Below are 24,716 nucleotides of genomic sequence, written 5' to 3'. Positions count from 1 at the left end.
TAGAAATTTTAAAAAAATTTACAATGAAAATTAACACTAGTTATATGAATCCAACTATACAATCAACACTACCTAACTAAAGATCCTTATTATTCTCCTATATATCTCCACCCTTCTTAAGATTAATAATTACTAACCTCTATAGATGTTAATCTTCTGCCCCGTTTGCCATTTACCAGGTGAGGTTTTTTCTATTTTTTTAAAGACCTTTGAATAATAGCTCTGATCATTAAATCCAACCATATGTGCAACCTTTACTAGTGAATATCCTTTTTTTAATAAATTTTTGCTATTTTCAATTCTAACTCTATTTAAATAAGTATTGTAAGTCATACCGACTTCTTCCTTAAACAATGAGCTTAAGTAATTTGGGCTTAATCCAACCTGATGTGCTACTTCTTTAAGAGAAATATTGTTAGAATAATTATTTCTTATATAATCCATACTTTTATATATTAAATCTCTATTTTTTACATTTTTGATAGAAATAGTACACTCTATAAATCTTTCAACTATTTTTGTCAACCAAATTGAAAGTTTATCAATTTGTTTAACTTGATTTATTTTTTCTAAATATTCATATTCTAAACCAAAAATAATCTCTAAATCTGCACCTACATCAACAGCAGTTCTTGAAAGCACTCCAATCAGCTCGATTATTCGTACTTTTGTCATCTGAAATCCCTTATTTTCTTTTGAATATATATAAGCTAAAATTTCATTTAATATTTTACGTGACTCATCTTTGTCTCCAATTTTAATTTTAGAAATCAATTTCTTCTCTTTATTAAGTGGATACAAATATTCATCATTCTTTTCTTTGAAGTCTCCCACAAATTCTGCGACTGCAGCATTATCTTCATTAATTTTCATTTTTTCTCTAACCCGCCGAAGATTTTCATCTGTCATCAGACTTTCTGCAAGCATTCTTAAAACCCTTGCCAGATGTCTTACCCGTTTAGTATTTACTACTTCAAATTCTTGAAGATACTTTTTGACTTCATCTACTTTTGGTTCTAATTTTTTATTTTTACTTATCACATCTTCTATTAATAAATCATCTATAGAATGCATTAAAACAGGACCACCGGAAAGAAAATAATTCATTTCCCCATCAACTAAAATTGGTACTGTCCATTTTACTAATCCGAAAGGACAAAAATAAATATATTCTTTACCAAGTTTTTCTGCTTGAAGACTTCCATAAAGACAGGTATTTTTACAATCATCATTAGTACATATATCTTTATTATTATTTTCAGTACTGCTTAATTCATGGACAAGATTGCAAAATTTATATTCTTTTCTCAGCTCACTGCATTTAATACATTTAACTATTTCAGAGTTATCTATCTTGCAAGCATTGACATTCATACCACTTGTAGATGTATAATCATTAATTATTTCTTTTAAATATTTTTCATCTTTGTCAGATTTAAATTTCATTTTATTCATCCTTATTTTTAAGATATTTGTTGTATTAATTTAAAGATATTTAATTTTCTCTATTAAAGAATAATTGTATACATTCAATATAAGCTTTGATTAAATATCATCTTTTTTAGTTTTAAGCTCGCTCTCAAAAATTAGCGATATCATTTACCATAATTACATTATAGTTAGGTTCTCAATATATTTATTGTAATATTCAATAAATTTTTGTAAAATATTAAACAGTTTAAAAAATACTCTATTTTCATAATTTTCTGAAAATAGAGTATTAAACCAATCTTTATTTTCTTTTACTTTTTAATATCTTTTCCGCTTTATCAGCTGCATCTGCTGCATTTGCGGCATATAAATCTGCATGAATAATATTACGAAAATTATCTGTAATTGGAGCACCACCAATCATGATAATTAAATCTTCCCTAAGATCCTCCACCTCCATTCTTTCAATGACTTTTTTCATAACAGGCATTGTTGTAGTCAATAAAGCATAAATACAGAGTAAATCTGGCTGATATTTTTTAACAGCTTCTGTAAATTTTTCTGGTGTCACATCAGTACCAAGATCATAAACCTCAAAACCTTTACTTTGAAGCATGATTTTCACAATATTTTTACCTATATTGTGTATATCACCTTCAACAGTTCCAATTACAGCAGTTCCTTTTGCTTTATAATCTGTTTTAATAAGTTCTTTTTTTAAAATTTTTAAAGCAGCATTCATAGCTCTTGCAGATATTAAAACTTCTGGTATAAAAATATCATCTTTTCTAAATTTTTCAGCTATTATTTCCATAGCAGGCAAAAGACCTTTATTCAGTAATTCTTCAGGTTTATATCCTTCTTTTAAAGCATTAATTATTATATTTTTAGTTTTTTTAATATTACCCTTCTGCAGATTAATAGATAATGTGTTAAATGTCTCCATGATTTTTGCTCCTTATTGATATAATAAATTAGTATATTAATTAATATTTAATCGTTCTGCTCAACAGAAATTATTTCTCAGAAATTTTATCACTTTTAATCAATACTAAATCTCCTTTTTCTATACCATTTTTTAAAATAAACTCTATAAATTTACACTTGGCTTTTAAAAGAAAGAAAATATTTTCCCCTGCATTGCTAAGGCCTTCCAGATTACCCTGGCCCTTGCTTATGATTAGATCTGAATTGTAGTAAATATTTTTAAAATTATCATTGCACTGACTTAAAATAACACCTGGAGTAAAGGTACCACTTTCAATTACTTCAGCCATTGAATCAATGTTTAACTTTTTTGCATCTCTAATTGTTATGTCATTTAATACAGCTTTACTTCTTACTACATAAGTTATCTTCATATCTAGTTTATTAAGTTCTTTCAGTAATAATCTATCAAATACGGCCTCACCAGTATTATCTGCAATTATCAGAACATTATCTGCCTGATCAAGCTCTTCTTTTAAAAGTCCATAATCAGAATAATTAAGTCCTGTCTGCAGAGATTTTTCTATATTTTTAACAATATCAACTTCCAAACCAACAGCTGTATCAATAGAATTACCAACTGCCGACATCACTAAAGAAGCTAAAAGTGGATCATCTGAATTACTGACAATTTTCTCAACCTTAGGATAAATCTGTAAAGAAGTCTTCATGTTTTTGGCTTTAATCTTCGCATAGGGATCCTCTACACCTGTTTTTTTCTTTATTATCTGATGAACAATTGCAATAAATTCTGGTGGGCTAATAGTCGGATCAAGTTTAGCTAATTCAGAGCATATTTCAGACAATATTTCCCTGATCACATCATCATTATCTGTAACCATTGTAGCTGCTTCATAACCCTGCCGTAAAATACAGGAATAACATTCAAAACCAAAATTCATAACTTATCTCCTCCAATTCTTTTAAAAACATGAGCATCAAATCTGAGAAAACGATGCTCTAAATCTTCTTATCCTCAATTATTATATAGATATAATAGATCTTTAACTGTTACGAACTCATATCCTTTAGCATGAAGAGTTTCTATTAACTGAGGTAGCATCTCTAAACCGTTTCCACTGCCTCCACTTGAATCATGCATTAAAATAACCATTCCTGGATGATGATGTTTAACTATTTCTTCATACATTTGCTGCGGATCATTTAATTCACTTTTCCAATCAAAAGTATCAACAGACCAGTTAATAATTTGCCAGTTTTCTTCTTTTAAATACTCTATTTGAGAGTCTGTAATACTGCCATAAGGTGGTCTAATTATCTTAGGATAATTACCGGTAACTTCTTCTATAATTTCTGAAGTGGGATATATTTCTTCAGCAAATACAGCTTCATCCTTCATATTACTTAAATTAGGATGATTATAAGAATGATTGCCTACATAATGACCTTTATTAGCAACTTTCTCTACAAGTCCGGGATATCTCCCAACCCTATTTCCAATCATAAAAAAACTGGCTTTTATTTCATATTCATCTAAAATATCTAAAATTTTCTCAGTGTAGCTAGGATGAGGGCCATCATCAAAAGTAAGTGCTACCACTTTTTCCTCAGTCCTGGCACTTAAATGAAAAGTATCAGCATACTTTACAGCCTGTCTTTCCACATTTTCTTTAAATTCTTCTGAGCCTTCTAAATAATTATATAACTTGGGATATTCTGCTGCAGCTAATCCACTATCTCCTATTATTAAAGCAAATAATATTATTATTAATAAGAAAAATATTAATCTTTTATTCATTTTTATCCTCCAGTCTGTGAATATATAAAATTAAATATTTATAGTTATCATAATTGGCAGGTGAAGTATAATTTTGATTTTGTAATGCTTTTAAAAAATTTTCGTTATTTTATAATTCAAGATAAACTACAGCTTGTCCTGCAATTTATTAGTGTACAATTAGTTAATTAAATAAATTTTTAAGCAAAAAAAACCTGCTATTAGCAGGTGAATAAATATCAATCTTCAGTTTTTTAAGCTTTTTTTATTTCTTTTATCTTCTTATTTTTTAAAGTTATTCCTTAGATCATCTATATTCTCTAAAATTAGATTAATCTTTCTTCCCATTTCGTTGATATGATAATAAAGATCTTCAGAATTGTCAGGTGGACATGAACAAAAACAAACAGGAGAATCAGGCTCGGGACAACCACAAATATTTGTCCAGGAATCATCAACAACTGGTCCACCAATATAATTAATTAAATCTCTAATATTTCCTCTTTCTGCTAAAGCATCTAACCTGGCATTCCAGATAGTCAATGAACCCTCAACTATTTTTTTCTTAGCTTCTTTAATATCCTGTAACTTTTTCTTATCCATCAGATTTCCTCCTTTTAAACTTTAAACGGCCCAATAGTTAATGCCCTAACAATTGTTTAATTTAGCAATCACCCCCTAAAAACTTAGAGGAGCATTCCATCATAACTGCTGGCAATTTGAACTAGTTTCTCATACTCTTTTGCCTTCATAGCACAGATAGGCTCCTTCTTTCGAATAGTATATCTTGGACAATACTTGCCCTGGCAGATTGGCTTGACCGGACATGAAATACATTTGCTGGCTTCACTATCTTCATTGGCTACCCATAAATTCCAACGCGACTTATCAATTGCCATTGTGCCATCAGGCTTTAATTTACCGACATGATTTTTCGGGTCTTCAAAAGCCACCGAACACTTATAAATAGTTCCGTCAGCACCAATGATCAGAGAAGACTCCTTTGCAGCATAACAGACCTGACCATGAGGCTGCAGACTCTTTTTAACTAACTTATCTAAATAACCAAACTGACTGTATTCCTCAGTAAGTTCCATTTCAATTAGTTTGGCATACTCCGGCTGACAGATTTCAAGCTTTTCATCATTTGGCCCACCATATTTGCCAATCGGTCTAAAATATAAACCAAACCTGGGATCATTGCCGAAATTTTCTGAAATTAATCGAAACAAATCTTCCATTAATACTAAAGATGCATTATTAAAATTAACTCTCAGCGAAACATAAAAATCAAGATCCCTATTTTTCATCGCTAATAAATTATTAAGAATCACTTTAAAGGTCTTCCCGCCTCCTGCTAACTTCCTTGTACTATCATGAATAATTTCAGGACCATCAAAAGTGATTTGAAATTTATTGATCTTTCGCTTTAAAAGTTCATCTACTACTTCTGGCGTTAATAAATAGGCATTGGTTGTCATATGACTACTATAAGGAATTCCCGCTCGCTCACAGCTTTCCAGAAAAGAGTCCGACAGTTGATAGATAATATCCCTTGCTAATAGAGGTTCCCCACCAAACCACCTGGTATTAAGGCTGCTGTATTCTGCAACTTTATTATAGGTGAACAACTTAAGGCCTTCAACAATTTCTGTTTCCATAATACCACCCTGATGGGTTTCATAACAATAATCACACCTGAAATTACAATTTTCATGAGGGAGTATAACAAGATCTAAGTTCTTAGATCTATTTTCTCTTTTTAAAATTTTCTCTACAAAGTCTGCTTCATCGATCTGGCTGGGAAAGAAAAATCCATTTTCACAAAGCTCCTTTAAGCAATTATCTGCAAAATCTTTTTCATCAATCTCTTGATAAAGATCTTCTTCTAGCCTGGAAAATTCATTAGAGGGGATTACAGCTATTGCACCCATAAAACTGTTATGAAAGATCGCATCACCGGATTCACATCTAAAAACTACTGTATATTTAGACAGTTTCCATTTTGACATCCTTTTTCACTCCCCCTCTCTGTTTTTAATTATTATAACCTTCTATTCGCGGCCTACAATATTTATCCTTTTATTTTTCAAAAATTTTTAAATCTATTTTTTTCAATAGAAATCACTGGAGATTTCAAATTAATAACTAGAACTTTTTAATTTACAATTCTTTTTCTCTGCAGTTTTTTATAAATAGCAGCCCAGCTTCTGCGAGCATAGATAACATTTAAGTCTTTAGCTTTTGCTGCTCTTTTGACTTTTTTCATAACTGCATGGTTAATATAATCAGTCATTACTAAGACAACATCTACCTCTCCGGGAATATTAAAATTCCTGAATTTAGATTTTTTTCTTCCCGGAAGATGAGTGATTTGATCAAAACCGAGTTTTCTAACATTGTTTTCAATTGAACCTAAATTATCTGCACCAACTATCATAATACTCATATTAAAACTCCTCTCTACTTTATGTATAAACTAAGTTAAAAAAATATTTAACAGCTATTAATCTAATTAACCCCCCGGATTAATGGAGGGTTAATTGAATATTTTTAAATACCTCTTATATTATTGAGCGGCAGGTAAAAATAGTGTTGATCTAAATCTTACTTCCCTAATAAAAAAGCCAGTATCTTCTACCTGATCGGCATCTACATGATAATCTGTTTCAAAAACATAATTATATTCTGGATTGATAGCAAAGGTAGTTCTGCCATCTTCAGAAATTTCTACATCTGCAATTTCTTCATAAGCCATTCCAGCTTCGGTTATTAAACCCTTTTCCAGGGATTGAAATAGTTCTATATCACTATCAGTTATTACTTCACCCTCATATAAAACTTCGACAACAATTTCTACTTCCTGCTCATTAATAGTATTGCTTTCTACAAGCTGTACTTCTAAAGGAATCCCAGCTGGCTCATATGAATAATTTAAACTATTACCGGCCAGAGTTACTGCCTTCCCGAAGTCTCTAATCTGCTGTAAGCGGTATCTGTTGGGCTCCCTCTCAAGAATAAAATTATATTCTCCTGCAGTTGATAATTCGGCAAATGCATTATAATATGTACTTTGTTCACTTAAATCCAAATCGTGTTTTTCTCCATTGTAATCAATAATATATAACTCAAGTTCTGTTTGATCTCTCTCTTCCATCGGATCATCCGGATCTGCATAGTAAGCATAAACTTCAAATTCTTCATTTAGAGAAGTTTGGGCTGGAAGCTCCACCCAGACGCAGTGAGCCAGAGCAGAAACTGAGAAAAGACTGACCAGCAATACAGTGAAAGCAAAAATAATTAGATATTTCTTTTTAAACATTAATATAACACCCCTTTTTTTTAAAAAAACTAACTTAAAACTCAAAGCCTTAATATAACAATTTTAGATATTTATGTAATATATACTAAAAAAAATAACATCTATTAACAGCATCATCTCCTCTTTATTTATATTTTAATTGAAAACGATTCTCAATCTCAAATATATTATATACTATTATTATTTTTTTGTCAACAATATTTTTTGTTATAAACACTGTCATAACAGTAATAATAACCATTACTGTGTTGTTTTAAGACTACATCGTCCTGAGATAAGAGTTGTTTTCAACTTGTCCTCATGAACTTTAAGTTGCCAGCTATTTAATTATAGAATTTAATGAGTTGATTGGAATTGTTTTATGATTTTAAAATTTGGCTAGACACCCCTAGAGATATAAGATTAGCTAGAGTTATTGAAAGAAATGGAGAAGCTGCAAGGGAATTATGGGAAACCGTAATTAGTGAACCTCTCCGTGGAATATGGCTAACAGTTATATTTGTTGAGTTTAGCACATTCATTATTGGCTATGTAAAGTTAAAAAGAAGTCCTTTTGGGCGCTTTTCTGCTTCTGATATAGATCTGATCTCCTATTGAATAAACTGAATTCCGATAATTAATAGAGTCAATAAAACTATCCAGAGAAAAAGGCTGTACTTCCTTGAAGTTTCAGCTTTTTTTTCTTCCCACCAGTTTAAAGGCCTAATCCCTTGATAGATAAAGGTTAAAACTCCGGCTAAATTTATACAGATTATATTTGAGATAAATAACATTAAAGCACCACCAGCCATAAAAAACTCCCCTGCTCCTAATAATATTCCAACAACCACCAGGGGTGGCATCAAGGCCACAGCAATCATGACTCCAATTACAGCGCCAGAGGTTCCAGTTGTAAAGGCCAGGGTTCCTGCACTTCCTGAGGCCAGAGCCAGAGTAATATCTCCCCAGCCAACACTGGTCCTGCTTAAAACCTCATGGGGCCAGCTATCAGGACTTAAAATTAATCCAGCTATTAGAGCAACTATGAGAGCAGCTCCGGCACCATATAAAGATGCCTTAAAAGCTTTCTTGCCTAATTCCATATCTCCTAGGGTTGAGGCTAGAGCCATACCGACATTTGGACCCAGTAATGGGGCAATTACCATGGCACCAACTATAACAGCAACATTATCCAGCATAACACCACTGGAGGCAACAATAGCCGAAAGGAGACACATCAATATATAATTGCTATTTAAGTTTATAGAATCAGAGATATCAGCATAAAGTTCCTGCCGGCTTAAACCTTTAGTTGTATTATTTTTCTCTTCTTGCTTATCCTCAGAATCTTCATCTGTAATTGCCTTGTCCTCTTTGTTTTTATCATTTTCTTCATCCATTTTTACAGCTGGAATAGTAGCCTCAACCTCAAGCATATTTAATCTAAAACCTTCAGCAAAAGCCAGCTTCTTTTCTAGCTCATCCAATAAAGGTCCACTATTTTCAACATTTAGGGTGATTAAATAGAGTGCCTGGTCTTCAAGTAGAGAAATTTTATATCTATCCAGAACTTTGTAATCCTCCAGAATTTCATTTAATTTATCAGTCTCATCAACAGGCAGAACAATTTCAATCTTTCTTAACATAAAATAATCACAGCCTTTCTTGCATTTATATCTAAATTTAGTTATTGTGAATCTAATCAAGATTAATTTGTTCAGTTAATATAGTAAATAAGCTGCCATTAAATTAACACTTTTGGTAGCAGCAGCTTATGTTCTGCTTTCAAGTTTATATTTCTTCAGAATCTTTTTAATTCCTGCATCAGACTTTCACTGACCAACAAATATTAATGCCAGGCAAAGACAAAAACCTCATTAAGATAAATATGAATAATCTCAATGAGGTTAAATAATTATTTTAAAGCGACATCGGCCTGATACCATTTAATAAATTCCTCTACAAACTCCTCTGGTAGAAGTTCTAAATAAATAACAAGATTATCTTCTGCGGTATCTGAATCATAATCTATCACAAATTTTCTGCCCGGTAATTCATAAATATCATCGTCTATATCTTCCAGTTTTCTGTAGTGAGGTATTTCTACATCTTCTCCCCTTAGACTTCTAAAAACTATCTTATTGATATCACTGCGGTTAACTATTCTGGTATCAAGATGATCATCACCTTTAACTATTACGGTCCTATTTGTGAGTATAACTTCCTTATTCCAGGCATGATAGGTGCTGATAATAACTGGAACCGCATCAAAAACAAAAAGTAATACTGCTGAGAGATAAATTAAATATATTAAAATTCTCTGGTAAAAACCACTTACCGGATAAAAAAACTGAAGTAAAAATCCTGCCATTACAACCCCAATTGGAGTATATATCTTTTCTAAAAATTTATAGTTATTGTATTTATAAATATCTTCCATCTAACCACCAACTTCCAATAATATTTTTCTAATGCCAATTTTAAAATAGAACCTTTATAAGTAAAAAAATTGAAACTAAATTTAGTCTTATTATTAAATTCAATATCTAAGCCTGTAATCCTGCCAGTAGTATAAAAAAATACCAATAAATAGGCAAAAAAATACTCCCTCTACGAAAGGGAGTATATCATGAAAATCAATTTATTTTAAGCTAAAATATTATTTTAATGAATTAGTGACACCAGCCAAAACCAAAACTGCCTCTACTTCCTCTCTGATGAAATCTGCCTGTGCTTGAAGAAGATCCTCTATTTGTTCTAGAACCTTTTTCGCCAAAGCGTCCCTGAAAATCACTTCTGGCCTCTTCTATTAAAGCAAGCTGCTCATCAGTTAAATAGTTATGCATGTTTTCCTGCATTTCCAACCGCTTTTCATTTAATTGAGAAACTATAACATCTATTTCATCCTGAACTGCACCAATCTCTGCATTAGAAGCATTTTTTAACCTTAAATCTCTCATTTCCCAGTTTAAAGCTCTTAACTCTTCTCTCAACTCGGAAGTATCGTTATAAAATTCTTCTCGCAGTTCAGACATTCTATCAACTTGAGATTCTGTTAAATCAAGCTCCTGATAACCCATGCCAGATCCTCGCTGGGCAAAATGCATACTACCCTGTTGTTGATCATGATTTGCCCTGTCCATAGGTCTTTGTGCATAAGTCATTCCTACAAAAGCTGTAATTAAAAATGTGAGTACTAAAATTCCTGTTAATATTTTTTTCATTAATTTCCACTCCTTATTTGTTGTTTTTTAACTTCTGAGTTCATTATAGAGGGCAAATATGAAGAGAATATGAATTTTAGTAAATAATATAATTTACTTTGCTTTTTTTGTTGTTAAGAAGTATAATAAAGATATTGAAAGGGGTGTTATTTATGCCTAAAAAAGTTCTCAGTTTAACTCTTATAATAATCTTTTTGCTATCTGTTACAGCTGCTGCTGTTTCACTGGATGATTTTGATAAAGAATTATTAATTAGAGTTTATAATGATTTAGATTCTGATGATTTAGAATATATGGCCAGATTAGGCCTTAACAGTAAAGATATCAGCCTAATATTATATTATTATAGTAATTCAGGTCAGAAGTTAGACGAACATGAATTAAGAAATATTGCCAGAAAAAGAGGCAGTTTAGAAAAGTATCACCATAATTTTTGGCTGCCAAACGTAATATTTGAAGATTCTTTAATCCGTCTGAGACATCCCAGACGACAGAGGCTTTTACCCCCACTTGACAGCAAAAATTATGATAGAAAGCGCGAATATAGGGGTGGAATAGAAACTGTAAGGGTAAGAGGACATAATTATGATTACAGCTACTATAATGAAGCTCGTGGAATTGAAGAAGAAATCGAAATAAAAAATCAAAAATATGATTACTATTACCGTGATAGAAATATGATCGAAAAACTAAGTGTTCATTATGCGAATAATAGATATAGCTATTATTATGAAGATTTAAATACCGGTAGGACAATCGAAAAAGATGGTAGAGGTAGACAGCTCTCTAGAGATACAGTTTATAATCAACTTAAGGATAGCTATCAAGAAGAAACTGATGATAAGGATAATGGAGATAATGGCATAGATATAAGTTTTGACATAGTTATAGATTTAAGTGATTTGTTGAATTAACCTTAAAAATATTTATTATTTAAATTAAGCAGAGGTCCGGAATATTCTGGACCTCTTTTTTGAATTTATATTTTTTTTGCTTTTACAAGTTAAAATGGCTAATAACTAAATAAGTGAATAATGAAGTTGCACCACACAAAATAGAACCCCAGACTATATCAATTACCGTAATAATCACCGGCCAATCCTTAATTGTTGCTAAATTTGTCATATCATAGGTAGCATAAGTTATAAAGCCAAAGAACATCCCTGCAAAAAGGGCATACTGCCAGCTGGATAAATAAAGAGCTCGATTGATAACAAAAAAGACCAGGCCGGCAATAAAAAATAAATAGAATATTACTGCAGCAGTCATATTAAAATTTTCTTTTAATAAAAAGCCGAGATGTTTTTGATATAAGTCCTGAGCTATTGTTCCCAGCCAGATGATATCTATGCCAAAGAAAATAACAAGTGCAATTAAATAACTTTTTAAATATAACAATTTAAAACCTCCTTTTCAAGAATTATTTCTTAATAATAATTATCATTTCTATTAGATAATTCTAAATAATTCTTTCAAATCCTCTTTTTTAAAAATTATTTTTTAAAATTATTGTAGAATAAAAAAAAGACTGGATTTTATCCAGTCATAATTAACTCTAATTTTTAATCTAATTTTATAATTTTTCCCTTATCTCCAGGCTTGTGCATACAGGCATTTGCCTCATCATAATCGATATGCATGCTTAACCTGTAAGCTTCATTAACCCTGATCAAAACATTCTTAAAGATAATGGGTCTTTCGGTCATAGCCTCTACATTGACCTTTTCTCCATCTTCTACTCCAAGTCTTTCGGCATCCTGAGGCTGCATATGTATATGATTTTTAGCTATTATTACTCCTTCTTCAAGTTTAACTATATCTTTTGCAGAGCCTAAAAAGATAGAAGCACTACCCTCTACATTACCTGAAAATCTTAAAGGTGGATCTATACCTAATTTTACGGCATCTGTTCTTGAAAGTTCTACCTGAGTATCTGAGCGGGCAGGTCCCAAAATAGCAGCTCTTTCGATAATTCCTTTGGGCCCAATTAATCTTATCTTTTCTTCAGCTAAATACTGTCCCGGTTGAGAAAGCTCTCTTTTAGGAGTTAGCTCATAACCCTCTGCAAATAGGCGGTCAACATCTTCTCTACTTAAATGAACATGTCTTCCTGATGCTTCGATGGGAATTATTTTTTCTTCTTTTTTTTCGCCTAGATTCATTTCTGCAATTATCTCTTTTATTTTTTGTCTGAGTTCTGGATTGGACATTAAACCACCTCTTTTTAATAATTTTATATTTTTCACAGCTTAAGTTATTTCAGCCAGAGTATTTTCAACTATTTTAGTCAACTGAAATTCAACTGCAAAATTAGAAATACATTCTGTGACCGCTTCAATATTTTTAAATTCTTTATTTTTTTCTAAAAGTATTTTAGCAAGATCTATAATAAATTCCTGGCCAAGAGCTCGCTTTTTTAAATCTTCAATTAGTGCAAAGTCCAGACAGATACCACCATCATAAATCCTGGTAATAATTGTACAGGCAATAAGCGAGATTAATTCGAATAAATAATTATCAAAATAATCATCAAGATATTGCTGCCCATAATTACAGTGCTTTTTTAGCAGTTTTGAATATTCTTTTTGATAATGATTAAATATAGCCTCAATTAAGTTTAAAAGATAGACCTGATATTCTTTCTTATCCTGACTGTAATCTTTAGAAATTAAAGAAGCATAATTTAAAATTACATTGGCCAAAAGTCTTCCTAAGTCAAAAGAGGCCGGAGTGTAATTAGAATACTCAGTATCAAAAGCCATAATTTTTTCTTTGTTAATAAAAATATTTGAGGTGTGAAAGTCACCATGAGTTAGCGACTCTTTTTTGTTCATAAATATAGCTCTGATTTCTTTTACCTTTTCTCTGACAATTTCATCTTCTCTAAATTCAGTTATTTTCTCTTCCAGATAGGGATTCATTTGCTTATCTTCTGCTTCAAGTATAGAGCCGGTGAAAATGAATTTATCCCAGGATTTAACTGAGTCAGATTTTGCAAAGAAATCCTGCAGATCCTTTAGTGTTTTTTTATCTAAAAAAAAGCCTGAAGTAAAAAAGTGAATTCTGGCCAGAAAAATAGCTATCTGTTCAGCCAGATGTTCATGTCTGTTTTGCCTGATAAATTCACTTCTTAAAAGCTCCATATCATCTATATATTCAAAAATTATAATATTATTTTCTGCATCCAAAAAATAGGCTTCTGCCACATAATCAGGACAGATACCTTTAAAAAGTTTTAGGGAACAGTATTCAGAATAAATTCTCTCTTCAGGTAGAGATATTTTTAAATCACTCTCTTGGATAGCTGCCCTTACATATGGCAGCATCTGTTTGAGAATAAAGCGTTTTTTTGTATTTTCATCTCCTATAACGAGCAAATTATTGGCCAGTCCATCAAAACTGAGGCTGTTGGAGTCCATGATTTTAACATTGATTTTTTCTGCATCAGATAATATTTCTGTTTCTTCTTTAATATATTTAAGGGCTGTTTTTTCATCTAAAAAACCGTCTATCTCCATTAAATCGCCTCCAGATCAACGAAAAATTATATTTCTGCTAAATACTCGGCAAGTTCTTCTAAACCTTCTCTACTAACTGCGCTTGTTAAAAATATTTTACTGACACCTGCCATTTCCAGGGTTTCTTTTGCATACTCAACATCTGCTTCATCATCATCTATTTTGGTTACAATACCGATTACCGGTCTGGAAAAAATAGAGGCGAATGTTGGTGGAAAAAAATACTGATCTGCAGTAGCATCAGCAACAAGGGCAATTACCTTAGCCTCCTGAGCAGCAGAAATTAAAGCTGTATAATAATGTCTGTTTTCAATATATTCGCCTGGGGTATCAATGGCTTTATTTTCGAACTCCAGACTCTGTGTTCTTGTATCAATTTCTCTAAATTCCTTACCTTTAAGAACTTCAAGCAGGGTTGTTTTACCTGCCTTTGTTCCCCCCATGAGAATAACTTTTTGCATATTAAGACCTCGTTATCTTGGTTACATCAAAACCAAGCACGTGTTCTAATAAATTTAATATATTTTTTAAGGCAGATTCTACACTTGATACCTTGCCGCTGATAACAAGGGAACCACTAAAACGATCAATAAAACCTATTTTAACATCAGCATTTTTGCTGGCAGCATCTGCAGCAATTATGGCTGCTTCACTTGGGGTTATGGTTAGAATGCCGAGGGCCTCATGTTCTTCATTCAAACCAATTTTTTTATAAAGGCCTTTAGTAGGATGAGCAATTAAATGAACCATTGTCACCTGTTTACCAGGAACATATTCCTGGATTACTCTTTCCTTTTCTTTTGCCATAATATCTCCTCCGGACTAAAACGAATTACTTAAGTATATCTTTAATTATAGTTTCTATCTCTTGTTCTATAACCTTTTTTGCTTCTCTGGCAATTACAAGTTCTTCATTGGTTGGTATTACATAAACATCAACAATAGAAGTTTTGGCACTGATTTTAGCTTCTTTACCCTGTATATTATTTTTTTCAGGATCAATGATAATCCCGAAATATTCTAATTCAGCCAGTATTTTAGCTCTAATATTTACGGCATTTTCACCTATTCCAGCAGTAAAGATCAATAAATCCACTCCACCTAGCAGGGCAGCATAAGCACCAATATATTTTTTAACCCGCCTGCAGAATATATCCAAAGCCAATTGAGCCCTATCATTTCCTGCTTCTGCAGCTTCGGAAATTTCTCTAAAATCATTGCTGATTCCAGATAAAGCGAGCACTCCACTTTCCTTATTCAGAATTTCATCAATTTCTTCAATACTTAAATTTCTTTCCTGCATAATATAGGATATGATTCCAGGGTCAAAATCACCAGGTCTTGTACCCATAACCAGTCCTTCTAAGGGAGTAAAACCCATACTGGTATCAATTACCCTTCCCTGGTCAACAGCAGCAATACTTGCTCCATTGCCGAGGTGACAGCTAATTATTTTTAAGCTGTCATAATCTTTTTTAAGAAGTTCTGCTCCCCGTTCTGTAACATATTTATGAGATGTTCCATGAAAGCCATATCTGCGTACTCCATTTTCCTGATACCACTGATAGGGAAGAGCATATAAATAAGACTCTTTAGGCATCGATTGATGAAAAGCGGTATCAAAAATACCTACATCAGGAGTATTCGGCATTAATTTTTTGCTGGCTTCTATGCCGACAATATTAGCCGGATTATGCAGAGGAGCTAATTTAATATTTTCTTTTAAAGCATTAATGACCTCTTTAGTTATTAAAACCGAGCCTGAAAATTTTTCACCCGCATGAACAACCCGATGCCCAACAATATCAATATCGTCAAAATCATTGATTACTCCATGCTCACTACTGATTAATCTTTCGAGCACCAGCTGAATTGCATTTTTGTGATCAGGTATCTCCATTTTAATTTCAAGTTCTACTTTGTTTTTAGTATAATATTTAAAGTCAGAGATGCTCTCAGAAATTTTTTCTACTAAGCCATTTGCAATAACTTCTTCATTTTCAATATTTATTAATTGAAATTTTAATGAAGAACTGCCACAATTGAGAACAAAAATATTCATATAATCTTTCCCTTCCATATCAGCTTAGTTAATAGGCATCTTTTAAAATATCTATAATGTTTGCTTTAGTAACGGGTCTTGGATTACTTTTCAGCATTGCTCTTTCTTCTAAAGCATGCTCAGCTATATATTCAAATTTATCTACTTTAAAATCTCTTAAACTTTCTGTAATACCTATATCTTTTATTAATTTTTGAACTTCTTCTACAGCTTTATAAGCTGCTTCCATTTCTGTGTACTGATTAATATCTATTCCAAAGATCCTAGCTATATTTGCATATTTTTTTGGATTAGCTATTAAATTGAACTTCATTACATACGGTAATAAGATGGTATTACTTAAACCATGAGGTATCTCAAAATTACCTCCTAAAGGATGGGAAATTGCATGAACTAAACCTAATCCACAATTAGTTAAAGCAATCCCTCCAAAAAGTGAAGCTAAGGCCATACCTTCACGAGCAGCCATATTATTACCATTACCAACTGCAGGTCTGAGATAATCTTTAACCATCTCAATACCTTTAGTTGCAATCATTTCAAAGGGAAGAACTGCATCCTGTGATACATAAGCTTCAATATTATGGCTTAAAGCATCCATACCTCCAACTGCTGTTAAAAAAGTAGGTAAACTCTTAGTTAGCTCTGGATCAACAATTGCTACATCAGGAGCTAAATTTTCATCAATTAAAGCAAATTTTTTCTTGTTTTCCTGATCTGTTATTACAACTGCAGTTGTTACTTCACTTCCAGATCCAGCGGTAGTTGGTATTGTTAAGAGCTTTAATCTATCAACACTGATTTCCTTTTTTAAATCATTATCAAAAAAAGATGCAACTACAGCTTTAGCAGTGTCAATAGGACTTCCTCCACCAACTGCCAAAAGGGAGTCAATATCATTTTTTAAAACACACTCTACAGCAGAATTAACTATTTCAATGGTTGGATCAGGTTTTACTTTATCATAAACTACATAATTAATATTAGAATTCTGCAGCTCTTTTTCTATACCAGAAAAAATTCCAGCCTCAATTATTCCTTTATCAACCACAACCATTAAGTTTTTAGCAGCTAAGGAATGTAAAGTAGAATTGATTTCTTTAATCTTATTTCTACCAAATTTAATTTTAGTTTTAATTTGAAATTCAAAATCAAAGCTATTCATATTGTTTTCCCCTTAAAATTATAATAATGTTTTAAACACTTCTTCACTGGGTGAAGAAATAAATACTTTATTATAAAGCATTCCGTTTTTACTGCTGGCAGCAACTGCAGCATCCAGAGAATTTTTGACTGCACTAACATCACCGGTAAAAGTAACATAACCCTTACCACCAAGACCTGTACCCAGTCTAACCTGAATTAAATTTACATCTGAGGCCTTTGCTGCTGCATCTCCACCTATTATAGCACTGGGCATAGAAAAGTATTCTAATACTCCAACAGCATTGACCTTTTCGATCTGGGTTGTACCATTAATAGCACTGATTAAGGAATGATGGATACGAGAAATAATCATATCATCTACTAAAAATGGTCCACTCTGTTCTTTACCAGCCTGCATTGAAGATTTTACAGCACTTATATCTCCAGCAATCAATACAGTATATTTTCCAGGACAATTTGGTTGAGCTAAAATTATCTCAACATCAGCAGCTTTTTTCATCACATCTGCTACTTTAATACCCTGACTTATAGAGTTAAACTCAAGCATTCCAATTGTATTAATCATGATACCACCTCTGCGCTTCCACTTATAATGACTTGATTATCATCGGCTTTGATAACTTTACCACTGATACTTGCATGTATATTTGCTCCTAGAGCATTTTCTCTTATTTTTGCGATTTTTTGTCCTCTTTCTACTGTTTGGCCTTCACTAACAATTAATTCTGCCGGTGCACCAATATGCTGATTGAGAGGTATTTTAACTTTATCAACTTCAATTTCTACCGGTTCATGTAATTCCTGATGATTATATTTGCTCAGATTTAATCTAGCGATCTGTCTATCAGTAGGAATTTTTCGGTATTCCTGCATAATGTGGGGCTTAAACTCATCTTTATCTGTTTCATATTTTTCATCTATTTTTTGCTTGTAATAAACATTAACCAGTCTGGGAGATAATCCCATAGGACAGGCATATAATTCACAGATACCACATTCACAGCAGAGTTGGGCTGTTTTAAATATATCAGTATTGTCTTCTTTTTCGTAGGCTAAAGCTCTCATAATACGATGAGGCTCAAGATTTTCATGGCCAATTAAATAACGGGGACAATACTCAGTACAGAATGTACACTGTATGCAGGCAGCTTCTGCTTTGTTTTTGATATGTTCCATACTCTGTTGATTCATCTCGATAACGAACTGCTTTTTAGGTAAAATAATTATTGAACCTGCAGTTTTAGTTATAACCGCTTGATTGATCGCTTCTTCTTCAACTAAATTTTCTCCCATCATCGGTCCACCAATTATGACAGCATACTCGTCGAGGGTACTTCCTCCAGCAGCTTCAATACATTCGTTGATGGAAGTTCCAATTGGAACTTTAACAATTCTGGGTTTATTTACTTCGGCTAAGACTGAAACATATTTATCTGTTACAGCTTTATCTGCTCTAATTGCCCTGTAAACATTATAAAGGGTTCCAACATTTGAAACCACTGCTCCAACATGAAGTGGTATCCCACCTTCAGGAACAGTTCTACCGGTAATTTCATATACCATTACCTGTTCATCACCAGCTGGATAATAACTTTCCATTAGAAAAAATTCAATATCATAATTGTTTTCATCTCTAATTCGCTTTAAACAGGCCAGTTCTTCTGTATATTTCTTTTTAAGAGCAAAAACAACTTTATCTGCTCCTACAATTTTGGCAACTTCATCGATTGCTTCTAAAATTTCTGCTGCAAAACTGCGCATTAAAAATTTATCTGTCATTAATAAAGGTTCACATTCTGCTCCATTTATTATAAAATACTCTGCTTCAGCACCATATTTAACATGAGTAGGAAAACCGGCACCGCCGGCTCCTACCACTCCTGCTTCAGCAATTTTATCAATAAGGCTCATATTACTACCCCTCTCCGTCTAAAACTTTTGCTGAATTATATTATGGAGAATCCATCTACTAAAATACATCTTCTCTTTCTGGTGAATGTTCTAGCTGAAGTGATTCCTTCACCAGTTGGTCCGGCGATAGTAAAGGAAGAAAATCCTTCTCCACCAGCACCTAAACCTGCATAAGAAGGAGCATTTTTAACATAGATAGTGGTTCCAATTTTTTTAGCAAAAGCTGTTAAGTGATCTACATTTTTGGAATGAATTATCGCTGAATGACGATTTTTATTTTCTATTTTTACACCCATCTCCATTGCTTCTTCAAAGTTTTTAGCTCTTACAAGTGGTAAAACAGGCATCAATTGTTCTTTTCTAACTATAGGATGATCTATATCTACGTCGATTATAGCCAGACGTACATCTTTGTTCTTTGGCTTTATTCCAGCACTTTCTAAGATATAAGAAGCGTCTTTACCTATATACTCTTTATTAACTGTTCCATCTTCATTAATAACTATGTTTTCAATCGCTTTTGGATTATCAACAAATTGGGCATTTTCAGCCTCCATACAGTCAATCAATTGATCTGCAATTGAATCTAAAGCTACAATAGCTTTTTCTGAAGTACATAAAACATTATTATCAATGCTGGAGCCTTTAACTATGTCACTGGCAGCTTTTGCAATATCAACAGTATCATCAACTAAAACAGGTGGGTTACCTGCTCCTGCACCAATTGCTTTTTTACCTGAACTTAAAGCAGCTTTTACGACCCCATGACCTCCAGTTACTACTAACATTGTAACTCTGTCATCATGCATACATTCTTCTACTGTCTGTAAAGTTGGTTTTTCAACAGCTGTTAATAGGTTAGCCGGTCCACCTGCATTAATTATCGCTTTATTTAACTGTTTCATAGCATATTGCGAAACACCTTTTGCTACAGGATGGGGGTTAAAGACAACACTATTACAGGAAGCAATCATGCTGATAGAGTTGTTGATAATTGTTGGGGCTGGATTGGTAGATGGAGTAACTGAGCAGATAACTCCAAAAGGAGCTTCTTCTAAAATACTCAATCCATCTCTACCACTGTAAGCTTCGGTTCTTAAATCTTCTGTACCCGGAGTTTTATCAGTTGCTAGAGTAATCTTAACAACCTTATCCTCAGGACGACCCATCCCTGTTTCTTCAACAGACATTTTGGCCATTTTTTCAACATGTTTTTTGATTTCTTCCCGCATTGCCTTGATCAATACTTCTCTTTCCTGAACTGAGAAGTTAGTCTGCAGTTCTGTCTGGGCTTTTTCTGCAGCAGCAATTGCTTGATCCATAGTCTTGAAGACACCATAATCACCTGCTGATTCAGAATTTCTTTCACAAACATTATCATCCAATGCTTTAACAACTTCATCTATTATTTTAGCAAGTTCATCTTTATTTATGTCCATTATCGTACCTCCTCATTAAATACTAATTGCTGGTATATCTATTATTAAAGAACTCTTCGCCGGCTTCAGCAACAGTCATATCTTCTTCTACTGAGCCTCCACTTACACCGATTGATCCAACGAGTTCTCCTTTAACTTTAAGCGGAATTCCTCCACCAAAGAGAACTATATCATCACAAACTGTATCTATTCCATAAAGCATTTCACCTGGTTGAGACAGTTTGCCCAGTTCATCAGATCTCATTTTTAAAGCATAAGCAGTATAAGCTTTAGCCTGAGAGATTTTTATACTTACTGGAAGAGCATTATTCATTTTTTTGAAAACTATCAATCTACCGTCATCACCCATTATGGAGATAATCATGGGTACATTGATCTCTTCTGCCTTATCAACACATTTTTGAGCAATTTTTTCTGCAATATCAAGAGTAATTTTCATATTAATTCTCCTCACTTTCCATGGCCTTTATAACTTCTTCAGTAACTGCAGTAACTAATTCTCTTTTATCTGCAGTCCGGCTTAAAATATAGATTACATCAGATAATCTATTTACATATTTGTGAACTAACTCAGAGAAAGTAATATTATTTTCTTCTTCAGCAGCTGCAATTCTTCTTTCAGCTCTGCGACATATAGTTCTTGATATATCTAAGTAGCTTCCCAGCTCACTTTGCCCTGGTACTGTAAATCCTGTAAAATTGAACTCAGCCTGATAGCATTCAAGATTACTTTCTAAATAATCTAAATGACTTTTTCCAATTTGATCTTTAGCTTCTTTTTGCCTGGAAGCAAGTTCTCCAGCAAGAATAAATAGATCCTTCTGGATCTTATAGATTATTTCTTTAATATCGGAATAATCACATTTTACCCTGGCTAGACCCAGCCAGGAATTAAGTTCATCAATTACACCATATGCTTCTACCTGGGGATCTGATTTTAAAACTCTTTCACCACTGAGAAGACTTGTTTTGCCTTTGTCACCTCTTTTGGTGGCTATAGATGACATATTAACCACCTCCTAAAAACTGGATTCATCCAGTTCAATTTCGTCAATTATACCAACAATAGCAAGATCAACAGGACTACCTTCAAATTGATTTGTCTTACGAGCACCACTACCACTGGCAACTAAAACTGTTTCACCAATTCCAGCACCAACACTATCAACTGCCACCAGACACTTTTCTTTTTTAAATTCTTCATAAAGTGGGCAAACTATCAGCAGTTTAGTTCCAACAAGACCTTTGTCTTTTTGGGTAGCAACAACATTACCAACTACTCTGGCTGAGAACATATTATCATTCCTTTGTTTTGTGCCACATCACGGGCATAAGGAGTAATTATTGCATTTTCTTTTACATATACTATTTCAATTTCGTCAGCAAGAGGATTAATATCCCTGTAGGTTAAAACCTTACTGTCGAGATAGATAGAATTATTAATAGTATTATTATCTGTATTTTTGCTTTCAACTTTTTTATTCGATTTTTGCCCGGCAGAACTTTTTTCAGTCTGACCAAGCAATCTTTGAACTGTTTGAGAGATAGCTTCTGCTTCTATTAACTGAATACCATAACTCTCGATTTTTCTCAGCTGTTTCTGGTTCTCCTCTAATAAAGCAGGTGGAATCTTATCCATCCCAAGTTCTGCCCAGATATCACTGCTTAAATCAGCAGCATTTCGAGCAGCTACGACTGGTATGCCAGCCATCAGCCCATGAAAAATCAAGTCAATTAAAGTTGTATCAGCAAAATGAGCAGAAATCTTAGCTGCGGTATTCCTTGTTAAAACAGGAACCACAATCAAGTCTGCATCCTCAAGACAGGCAAAAGAATTTTCTTCTAAAAAATTTTCAACTCCTAATTCTGAGGCAATATACTCATAATCAAGTACACTTTTTGCACTTTGAGAAAACATGAGCTGCCAATTTACAGAAAATTGTTTATCAATTTTTTTCAATTGTGATAAAGATTTTTCACAATCTACTTTACCCCCAGTAAAAAGAGCTATTATATTCTTTTTTTGAGATATTTCATTGTTAAGAGATTCTAAAACCTCTTTGACTAATCTAGTGATCAATTCTTCTGTTACTTCTAACATCTTCTTACCTCCATCCTCAACTATTTGCAATTCATGGCAATACCGAGGGGAGTTACCAATAAAGTTTGAGAAGGTTTTATAATTTTTAAGCCTGTTCTTTGCTCAAGAATATCTTCAATCCCATCAATAGCACTAGTACCACCAACAAGATAAACTGTTTCTGCCTTATAGCGACCTATATGATTATTAATGATCGAGGCAATCTTTTCGATTACAGGTATAACCATGGGAAAGATCTCATCTGTCCGCTGGGGATCTCTTTTTATTTGTTCTGCTTTTTCTACACTGACTCCAAGTCCACCAGCAATAACAAGATTTAAATGAGTTCCACCAGTTGCTTCATCAGCAGTATAAACAACCTCTTTATTCTGCATAATAGAAATCCCGGTAGTCCCACCACCTATATCTACTACAACACCTCTTTCAATACCAAGTACAGCAGCGGCAGCAGATGGTTCATCAACAACATTACTTACCGTAAATCCTGCTCCCTGAACAACATTTTTGAATGTATCAACATCCCTATCACCGGTTCCAGGTGGAACGGCTGTTGCAGCAAATTCTATCTCTCTATTTAAGATTGATTCGAGCTCTGCTTTCATACTTTTAACCATCCTGAGAGCCCCAATATAATCTACAACAAGTCCATCTCTGACAACTGTACCTGTTTGACTTGCAGCTAAAATGGGATTATTATCTTCATCCAAAAGTGTTAATACTAAATTTGCTGTACCAAGGTCAACTCCAGCCTTTATTTTACCCTGGTAGTCTAAACTTTCAGGTTTATCATCTATTAAACCCGCAAGAATATCTAATGTCATATTTGCCTTCTCAACATATTTATCCATACATACATTTCTCCTCCATCAGACAATATAAATCATTAATAGTATCCCCCCTCCCAAAAGAAGGGGGATATTATATTTAAATTATTATAATTGTGATTCGTCTAATTTATCTTTAGCCATTTGTGGTAAAATAGCGTCAACATCGGTATGTGGTCTTGGAATTACGTGAACGGAGATTAGTTCTCCTACTCTACCTGCAGCAGCTGCACCAGCATCTGTAGCAGCTTTTGTAGCTCCAACATCACCTTTTACCATAACGGTAATTAGTCCAGAACCTATCTTTTCATATCCTACCAGACTAACATTTGCTGCTTTAACCATAGCATCTGCAGCTTCAATTGCTCCAACAAAACCTTTAGTTTCAATCAAACCTAAAGCTTCACCACTCATTTGTCATTCCCCCTTAAATTTATTCATCATCACCTATGATTTCATCATAGTGTATACAATCTGTTCTTAAATCACCTTTAGTACGAGGACAATTAGGATCTTCACAGATATTGCAAATTTCTTCATCTTCTGAATCCTCTAATTCTTCCTCTTCTTCACTTTCAACTGTTTCAGCCTCTTCTTCAGAAGAAGTTTCTTCAGCCTCAGTTTCTTCTACAACTTCTTCTACAGCTTGATCTTCAGTTTTTTCTTGATCTATTTCTTCTACCGTAGATTGATCATCAACATCATCTTTTTGATATCCAACTGTATCATCTGTATAGATGAGTTTTTCGTGAATATCTTTAGCCGGTCTTGGAATAACATGAGCAGAATAAACCTTGCCCAGTTTGGATGCAGCAGTTTTGGCAGCATCAATCGCCGATTTAACTGCTCCAATATCACCGGATATTTTGATAATTATCATACCTCCACGGCTTATTTCATAACCAATAAGCTCAACATTGGCTGATTTTGCAGCTACATCTACTGCTTCATATGCAGGTAATAAACCACGGGTTTCAACCAAACCAATTGCAGTTCTGGACATATTCCCTCCT

29 protein-coding genes are annotated in these 24,716 nt (G+C 33.2%); 1 reads left to right on the top strand and 28 read right to left on the bottom strand.

Annotation, left to right across the window (positions count from 1 at the left end):
* Positions 1–132 precede the first annotated feature (132 nt).
* From HALSA_RS05160 to HALSA_RS05100, 11 genes are all read right to left on the bottom strand, one after another.
* Positions 133–1,446, bottom strand: coding sequence for an AraC family transcriptional regulator (locus HALSA_RS05160; protein ID WP_013405551.1), 1,314 nt, complete (start codon positions 1,444–1,446; stop codon positions 133–135).
* A gap of 286 nt (positions 1,447–1,732) precedes the next feature.
* Positions 1,733–2,377: a cobalamin B12-binding domain-containing protein gene (locus HALSA_RS05155; protein ID WP_013405550.1), complete on the bottom strand. Its 645-nt coding sequence runs from the start codon at positions 2,375–2,377 to the stop codon at positions 1,733–1,735.
* Between the two features lie 70 nt (positions 2,378–2,447).
* Entirely contained in the window at positions 2,448–3,320 is an 873-nt protein-coding gene (locus tag HALSA_RS05150; RefSeq protein ID WP_013405549.1) for a damage-control phosphatase ARMT1 family protein, read from the bottom strand.
* A 74-nt stretch (positions 3,321–3,394) separates the two neighbouring features.
* Entirely contained in the window at positions 3,395–4,177 is a 783-nt protein-coding gene (locus HALSA_RS05145) for a polysaccharide deacetylase family protein (RefSeq protein ID WP_013405548.1), read from the bottom strand.
* Between the two features lie 261 nt (positions 4,178–4,438).
* Entirely contained in the window at positions 4,439–4,759 is a 321-nt protein-coding gene (locus HALSA_RS05140; protein WP_013405547.1) for a hypothetical protein, read from the bottom strand.
* Between the two features lie 83 nt (positions 4,760–4,842).
* A complete protein-coding gene (locus tag HALSA_RS05135; protein ID WP_013405546.1) occupies positions 4,843–6,168 on the bottom strand; it encodes a radical SAM/SPASM domain-containing protein in 1,326 nt (441 codons plus the stop codon).
* A 146-nt stretch (positions 6,169–6,314) separates the two neighbouring features.
* Entirely contained in the window at positions 6,315–6,605 is a 291-nt protein-coding gene (locus tag HALSA_RS05130) for a DUF2325 domain-containing protein (protein WP_013405545.1), read from the bottom strand.
* A gap of 120 nt (positions 6,606–6,725) precedes the next feature.
* Complete coding sequence (locus tag HALSA_RS05125) at positions 6,726–7,478, bottom strand: hypothetical protein (protein ID WP_013405544.1); 753 nt, start codon at positions 7,476–7,478, stop codon at positions 6,726–6,728.
* Positions 7,479–8,068: 590 nt separating this feature from the next.
* Positions 8,069–9,103 carry a TIGR00341 family protein gene (locus tag HALSA_RS05115; protein ID WP_013405543.1) on the bottom strand — a complete coding sequence of 345 codons (1,035 nt, stop codon included), beginning with the start codon at positions 9,101–9,103 and terminating at the stop codon, positions 8,069–8,071.
* A gap of 269 nt (positions 9,104–9,372) precedes the next feature.
* Complete coding sequence (locus HALSA_RS05110; protein WP_013405542.1) at positions 9,373–9,897, bottom strand: hypothetical protein; 525 nt, start codon at positions 9,895–9,897, stop codon at positions 9,373–9,375.
* A gap of 232 nt (positions 9,898–10,129) precedes the next feature.
* Positions 10,130–10,681 (bottom strand): Spy/CpxP family protein refolding chaperone, encoded by a 552-nt coding sequence (locus HALSA_RS05100; protein WP_013405541.1) that lies wholly within the window; start codon positions 10,679–10,681, stop codon positions 10,130–10,132.
* 152 nt (positions 10,682–10,833) lie between these two features.
* Here HALSA_RS05100 and HALSA_RS05095 point away from each other — a divergent pair, with 152 nt between their 5' ends.
* On the top strand, positions 10,834–11,595 hold the full coding sequence (locus HALSA_RS05095; RefSeq protein WP_013405540.1) for a hypothetical protein: 762 nt from the start codon (positions 10,834–10,836) through the stop codon (positions 11,593–11,595).
* A gap of 82 nt (positions 11,596–11,677) precedes the next feature.
* Here HALSA_RS05095 and HALSA_RS05090 read toward each other — a convergent pair whose 3' ends face one another.
* The 17 genes from HALSA_RS05090 to HALSA_RS13160 form a co-directional block, all read right to left on the bottom strand.
* Complete coding sequence (locus HALSA_RS05090; RefSeq protein WP_013405539.1) at positions 11,678–12,079, bottom strand: DUF2177 family protein; 402 nt, start codon at positions 12,077–12,079, stop codon at positions 11,678–11,680.
* Positions 12,080–12,243: 164 nt separating this feature from the next.
* The gene (gene pduL / locus HALSA_RS05085) at positions 12,244–12,891 is read right to left on the bottom strand and encodes a phosphate propanoyltransferase (RefSeq protein WP_013405538.1); all 648 of its coding nucleotides are present in this window, start codon (positions 12,889–12,891) and stop codon (positions 12,244–12,246) included.
* Between the two features lie 39 nt (positions 12,892–12,930).
* Positions 12,931–14,199 carry an S-methyl-5-thioribose kinase gene (locus tag HALSA_RS05080; RefSeq protein WP_013405537.1) on the bottom strand — a complete coding sequence of 423 codons (1,269 nt, stop codon included), beginning with the start codon at positions 14,197–14,199 and terminating at the stop codon, positions 12,931–12,933.
* Between the two features lie 26 nt (positions 14,200–14,225).
* Positions 14,226–14,660: a EutP/PduV family microcompartment system protein gene (locus HALSA_RS05075; protein ID WP_013405536.1), complete on the bottom strand. Its 435-nt coding sequence runs from the start codon at positions 14,658–14,660 to the stop codon at positions 14,226–14,228.
* 1 nt (position 14,661) lies between these two features.
* Positions 14,662–15,006 (bottom strand): ethanolamine utilization microcompartment protein EutS, encoded by a 345-nt coding sequence (eutS, locus tag HALSA_RS05070; protein WP_013405535.1) that lies wholly within the window; start codon positions 15,004–15,006, stop codon positions 14,662–14,664.
* Positions 15,007–15,031: 25 nt separating this feature from the next.
* Entirely contained in the window at positions 15,032–16,261 is a 1,230-nt protein-coding gene (locus tag HALSA_RS05065; RefSeq protein ID WP_041595790.1) for an acetate/propionate family kinase, read from the bottom strand.
* A 28-nt stretch (positions 16,262–16,289) separates the two neighbouring features.
* Positions 16,290–17,426 carry an iron-containing alcohol dehydrogenase gene (locus tag HALSA_RS05060; protein ID WP_013405533.1) on the bottom strand — a complete coding sequence of 379 codons (1,137 nt, stop codon included), beginning with the start codon at positions 17,424–17,426 and terminating at the stop codon, positions 16,290–16,292.
* An 18-nt stretch (positions 17,427–17,444) separates the two neighbouring features.
* The gene (locus HALSA_RS05055; RefSeq protein WP_013405532.1) at positions 17,445–17,993 is read right to left on the bottom strand and encodes a BMC domain-containing protein; all 549 of its coding nucleotides are present in this window, start codon (positions 17,991–17,993) and stop codon (positions 17,445–17,447) included.
* Complete coding sequence (locus HALSA_RS05050) at positions 17,990–19,339, bottom strand: 4Fe-4S dicluster domain-containing protein (protein ID WP_013405531.1); 1,350 nt, start codon at positions 19,337–19,339, stop codon at positions 17,990–17,992. Before HALSA_RS05050 ends, HALSA_RS05055 begins: the two co-directional genes overlap by 4 nt.
* A 35-nt stretch (positions 19,340–19,374) precedes the next feature.
* Positions 19,375–20,778 (bottom strand): aldehyde dehydrogenase family protein, encoded by a 1,404-nt coding sequence (locus HALSA_RS05045; protein ID WP_013405530.1) that lies wholly within the window; start codon positions 20,776–20,778, stop codon positions 19,375–19,377.
* 22 nt (positions 20,779–20,800) lie between these two features.
* Positions 20,801–21,217: a GlcG/HbpS family heme-binding protein gene (locus HALSA_RS05040; RefSeq protein ID WP_013405529.1), complete on the bottom strand. Its 417-nt coding sequence runs from the start codon at positions 21,215–21,217 to the stop codon at positions 20,801–20,803.
* 1 nt (position 21,218) lies between these two features.
* Positions 21,219–21,785 carry a cob(I)yrinic acid a,c-diamide adenosyltransferase gene (locus HALSA_RS05035; protein WP_013405528.1) on the bottom strand — a complete coding sequence of 189 codons (567 nt, stop codon included), beginning with the start codon at positions 21,783–21,785 and terminating at the stop codon, positions 21,219–21,221.
* A gap of 12 nt (positions 21,786–21,797) precedes the next feature.
* The gene (locus HALSA_RS05030) at positions 21,798–22,073 is read right to left on the bottom strand and encodes a EutN/CcmL family microcompartment protein (RefSeq protein ID WP_013405527.1); all 276 of its coding nucleotides are present in this window, start codon (positions 22,071–22,073) and stop codon (positions 21,798–21,800) included.
* Complete coding sequence (locus HALSA_RS05025) at positions 22,055–22,879, bottom strand: flavoprotein (protein ID WP_013405526.1); 825 nt, start codon at positions 22,877–22,879, stop codon at positions 22,055–22,057. The genes HALSA_RS05030 and HALSA_RS05025 overlap by 19 nt, the downstream gene beginning before the upstream one ends.
* 20 nt (positions 22,880–22,899) lie before the next feature.
* Positions 22,900–23,727 (bottom strand): ethanolamine utilization protein EutJ, encoded by an 828-nt coding sequence (gene eutJ / locus HALSA_RS05020; RefSeq protein WP_013405525.1) that lies wholly within the window; start codon positions 23,725–23,727, stop codon positions 22,900–22,902.
* Between the two features lie 84 nt (positions 23,728–23,811).
* A complete protein-coding gene (locus tag HALSA_RS05015) occupies positions 23,812–24,117 on the bottom strand; it encodes a BMC domain-containing protein (protein WP_013405524.1) in 306 nt (101 codons plus the stop codon).
* A gap of 19 nt (positions 24,118–24,136) precedes the next feature.
* The gene (locus HALSA_RS13160; protein ID WP_013405523.1) at positions 24,137–24,706 is read right to left on the bottom strand and encodes a BMC domain-containing protein; all 570 of its coding nucleotides are present in this window, start codon (positions 24,704–24,706) and stop codon (positions 24,137–24,139) included.
* Positions 24,707–24,716: the final 10 nt, after the last annotated feature.

It is taken from the genome of Halanaerobium hydrogeniformans (assembly GCF_000166415.1).
GTDB lineage: Bacteria > Bacillota > Halanaerobiia > Halanaerobiales > Halanaerobiaceae > Halanaerobium > Halanaerobium hydrogeniformans.
This window is presented reverse-complemented; position numbering and strand designations above follow the sequence as displayed.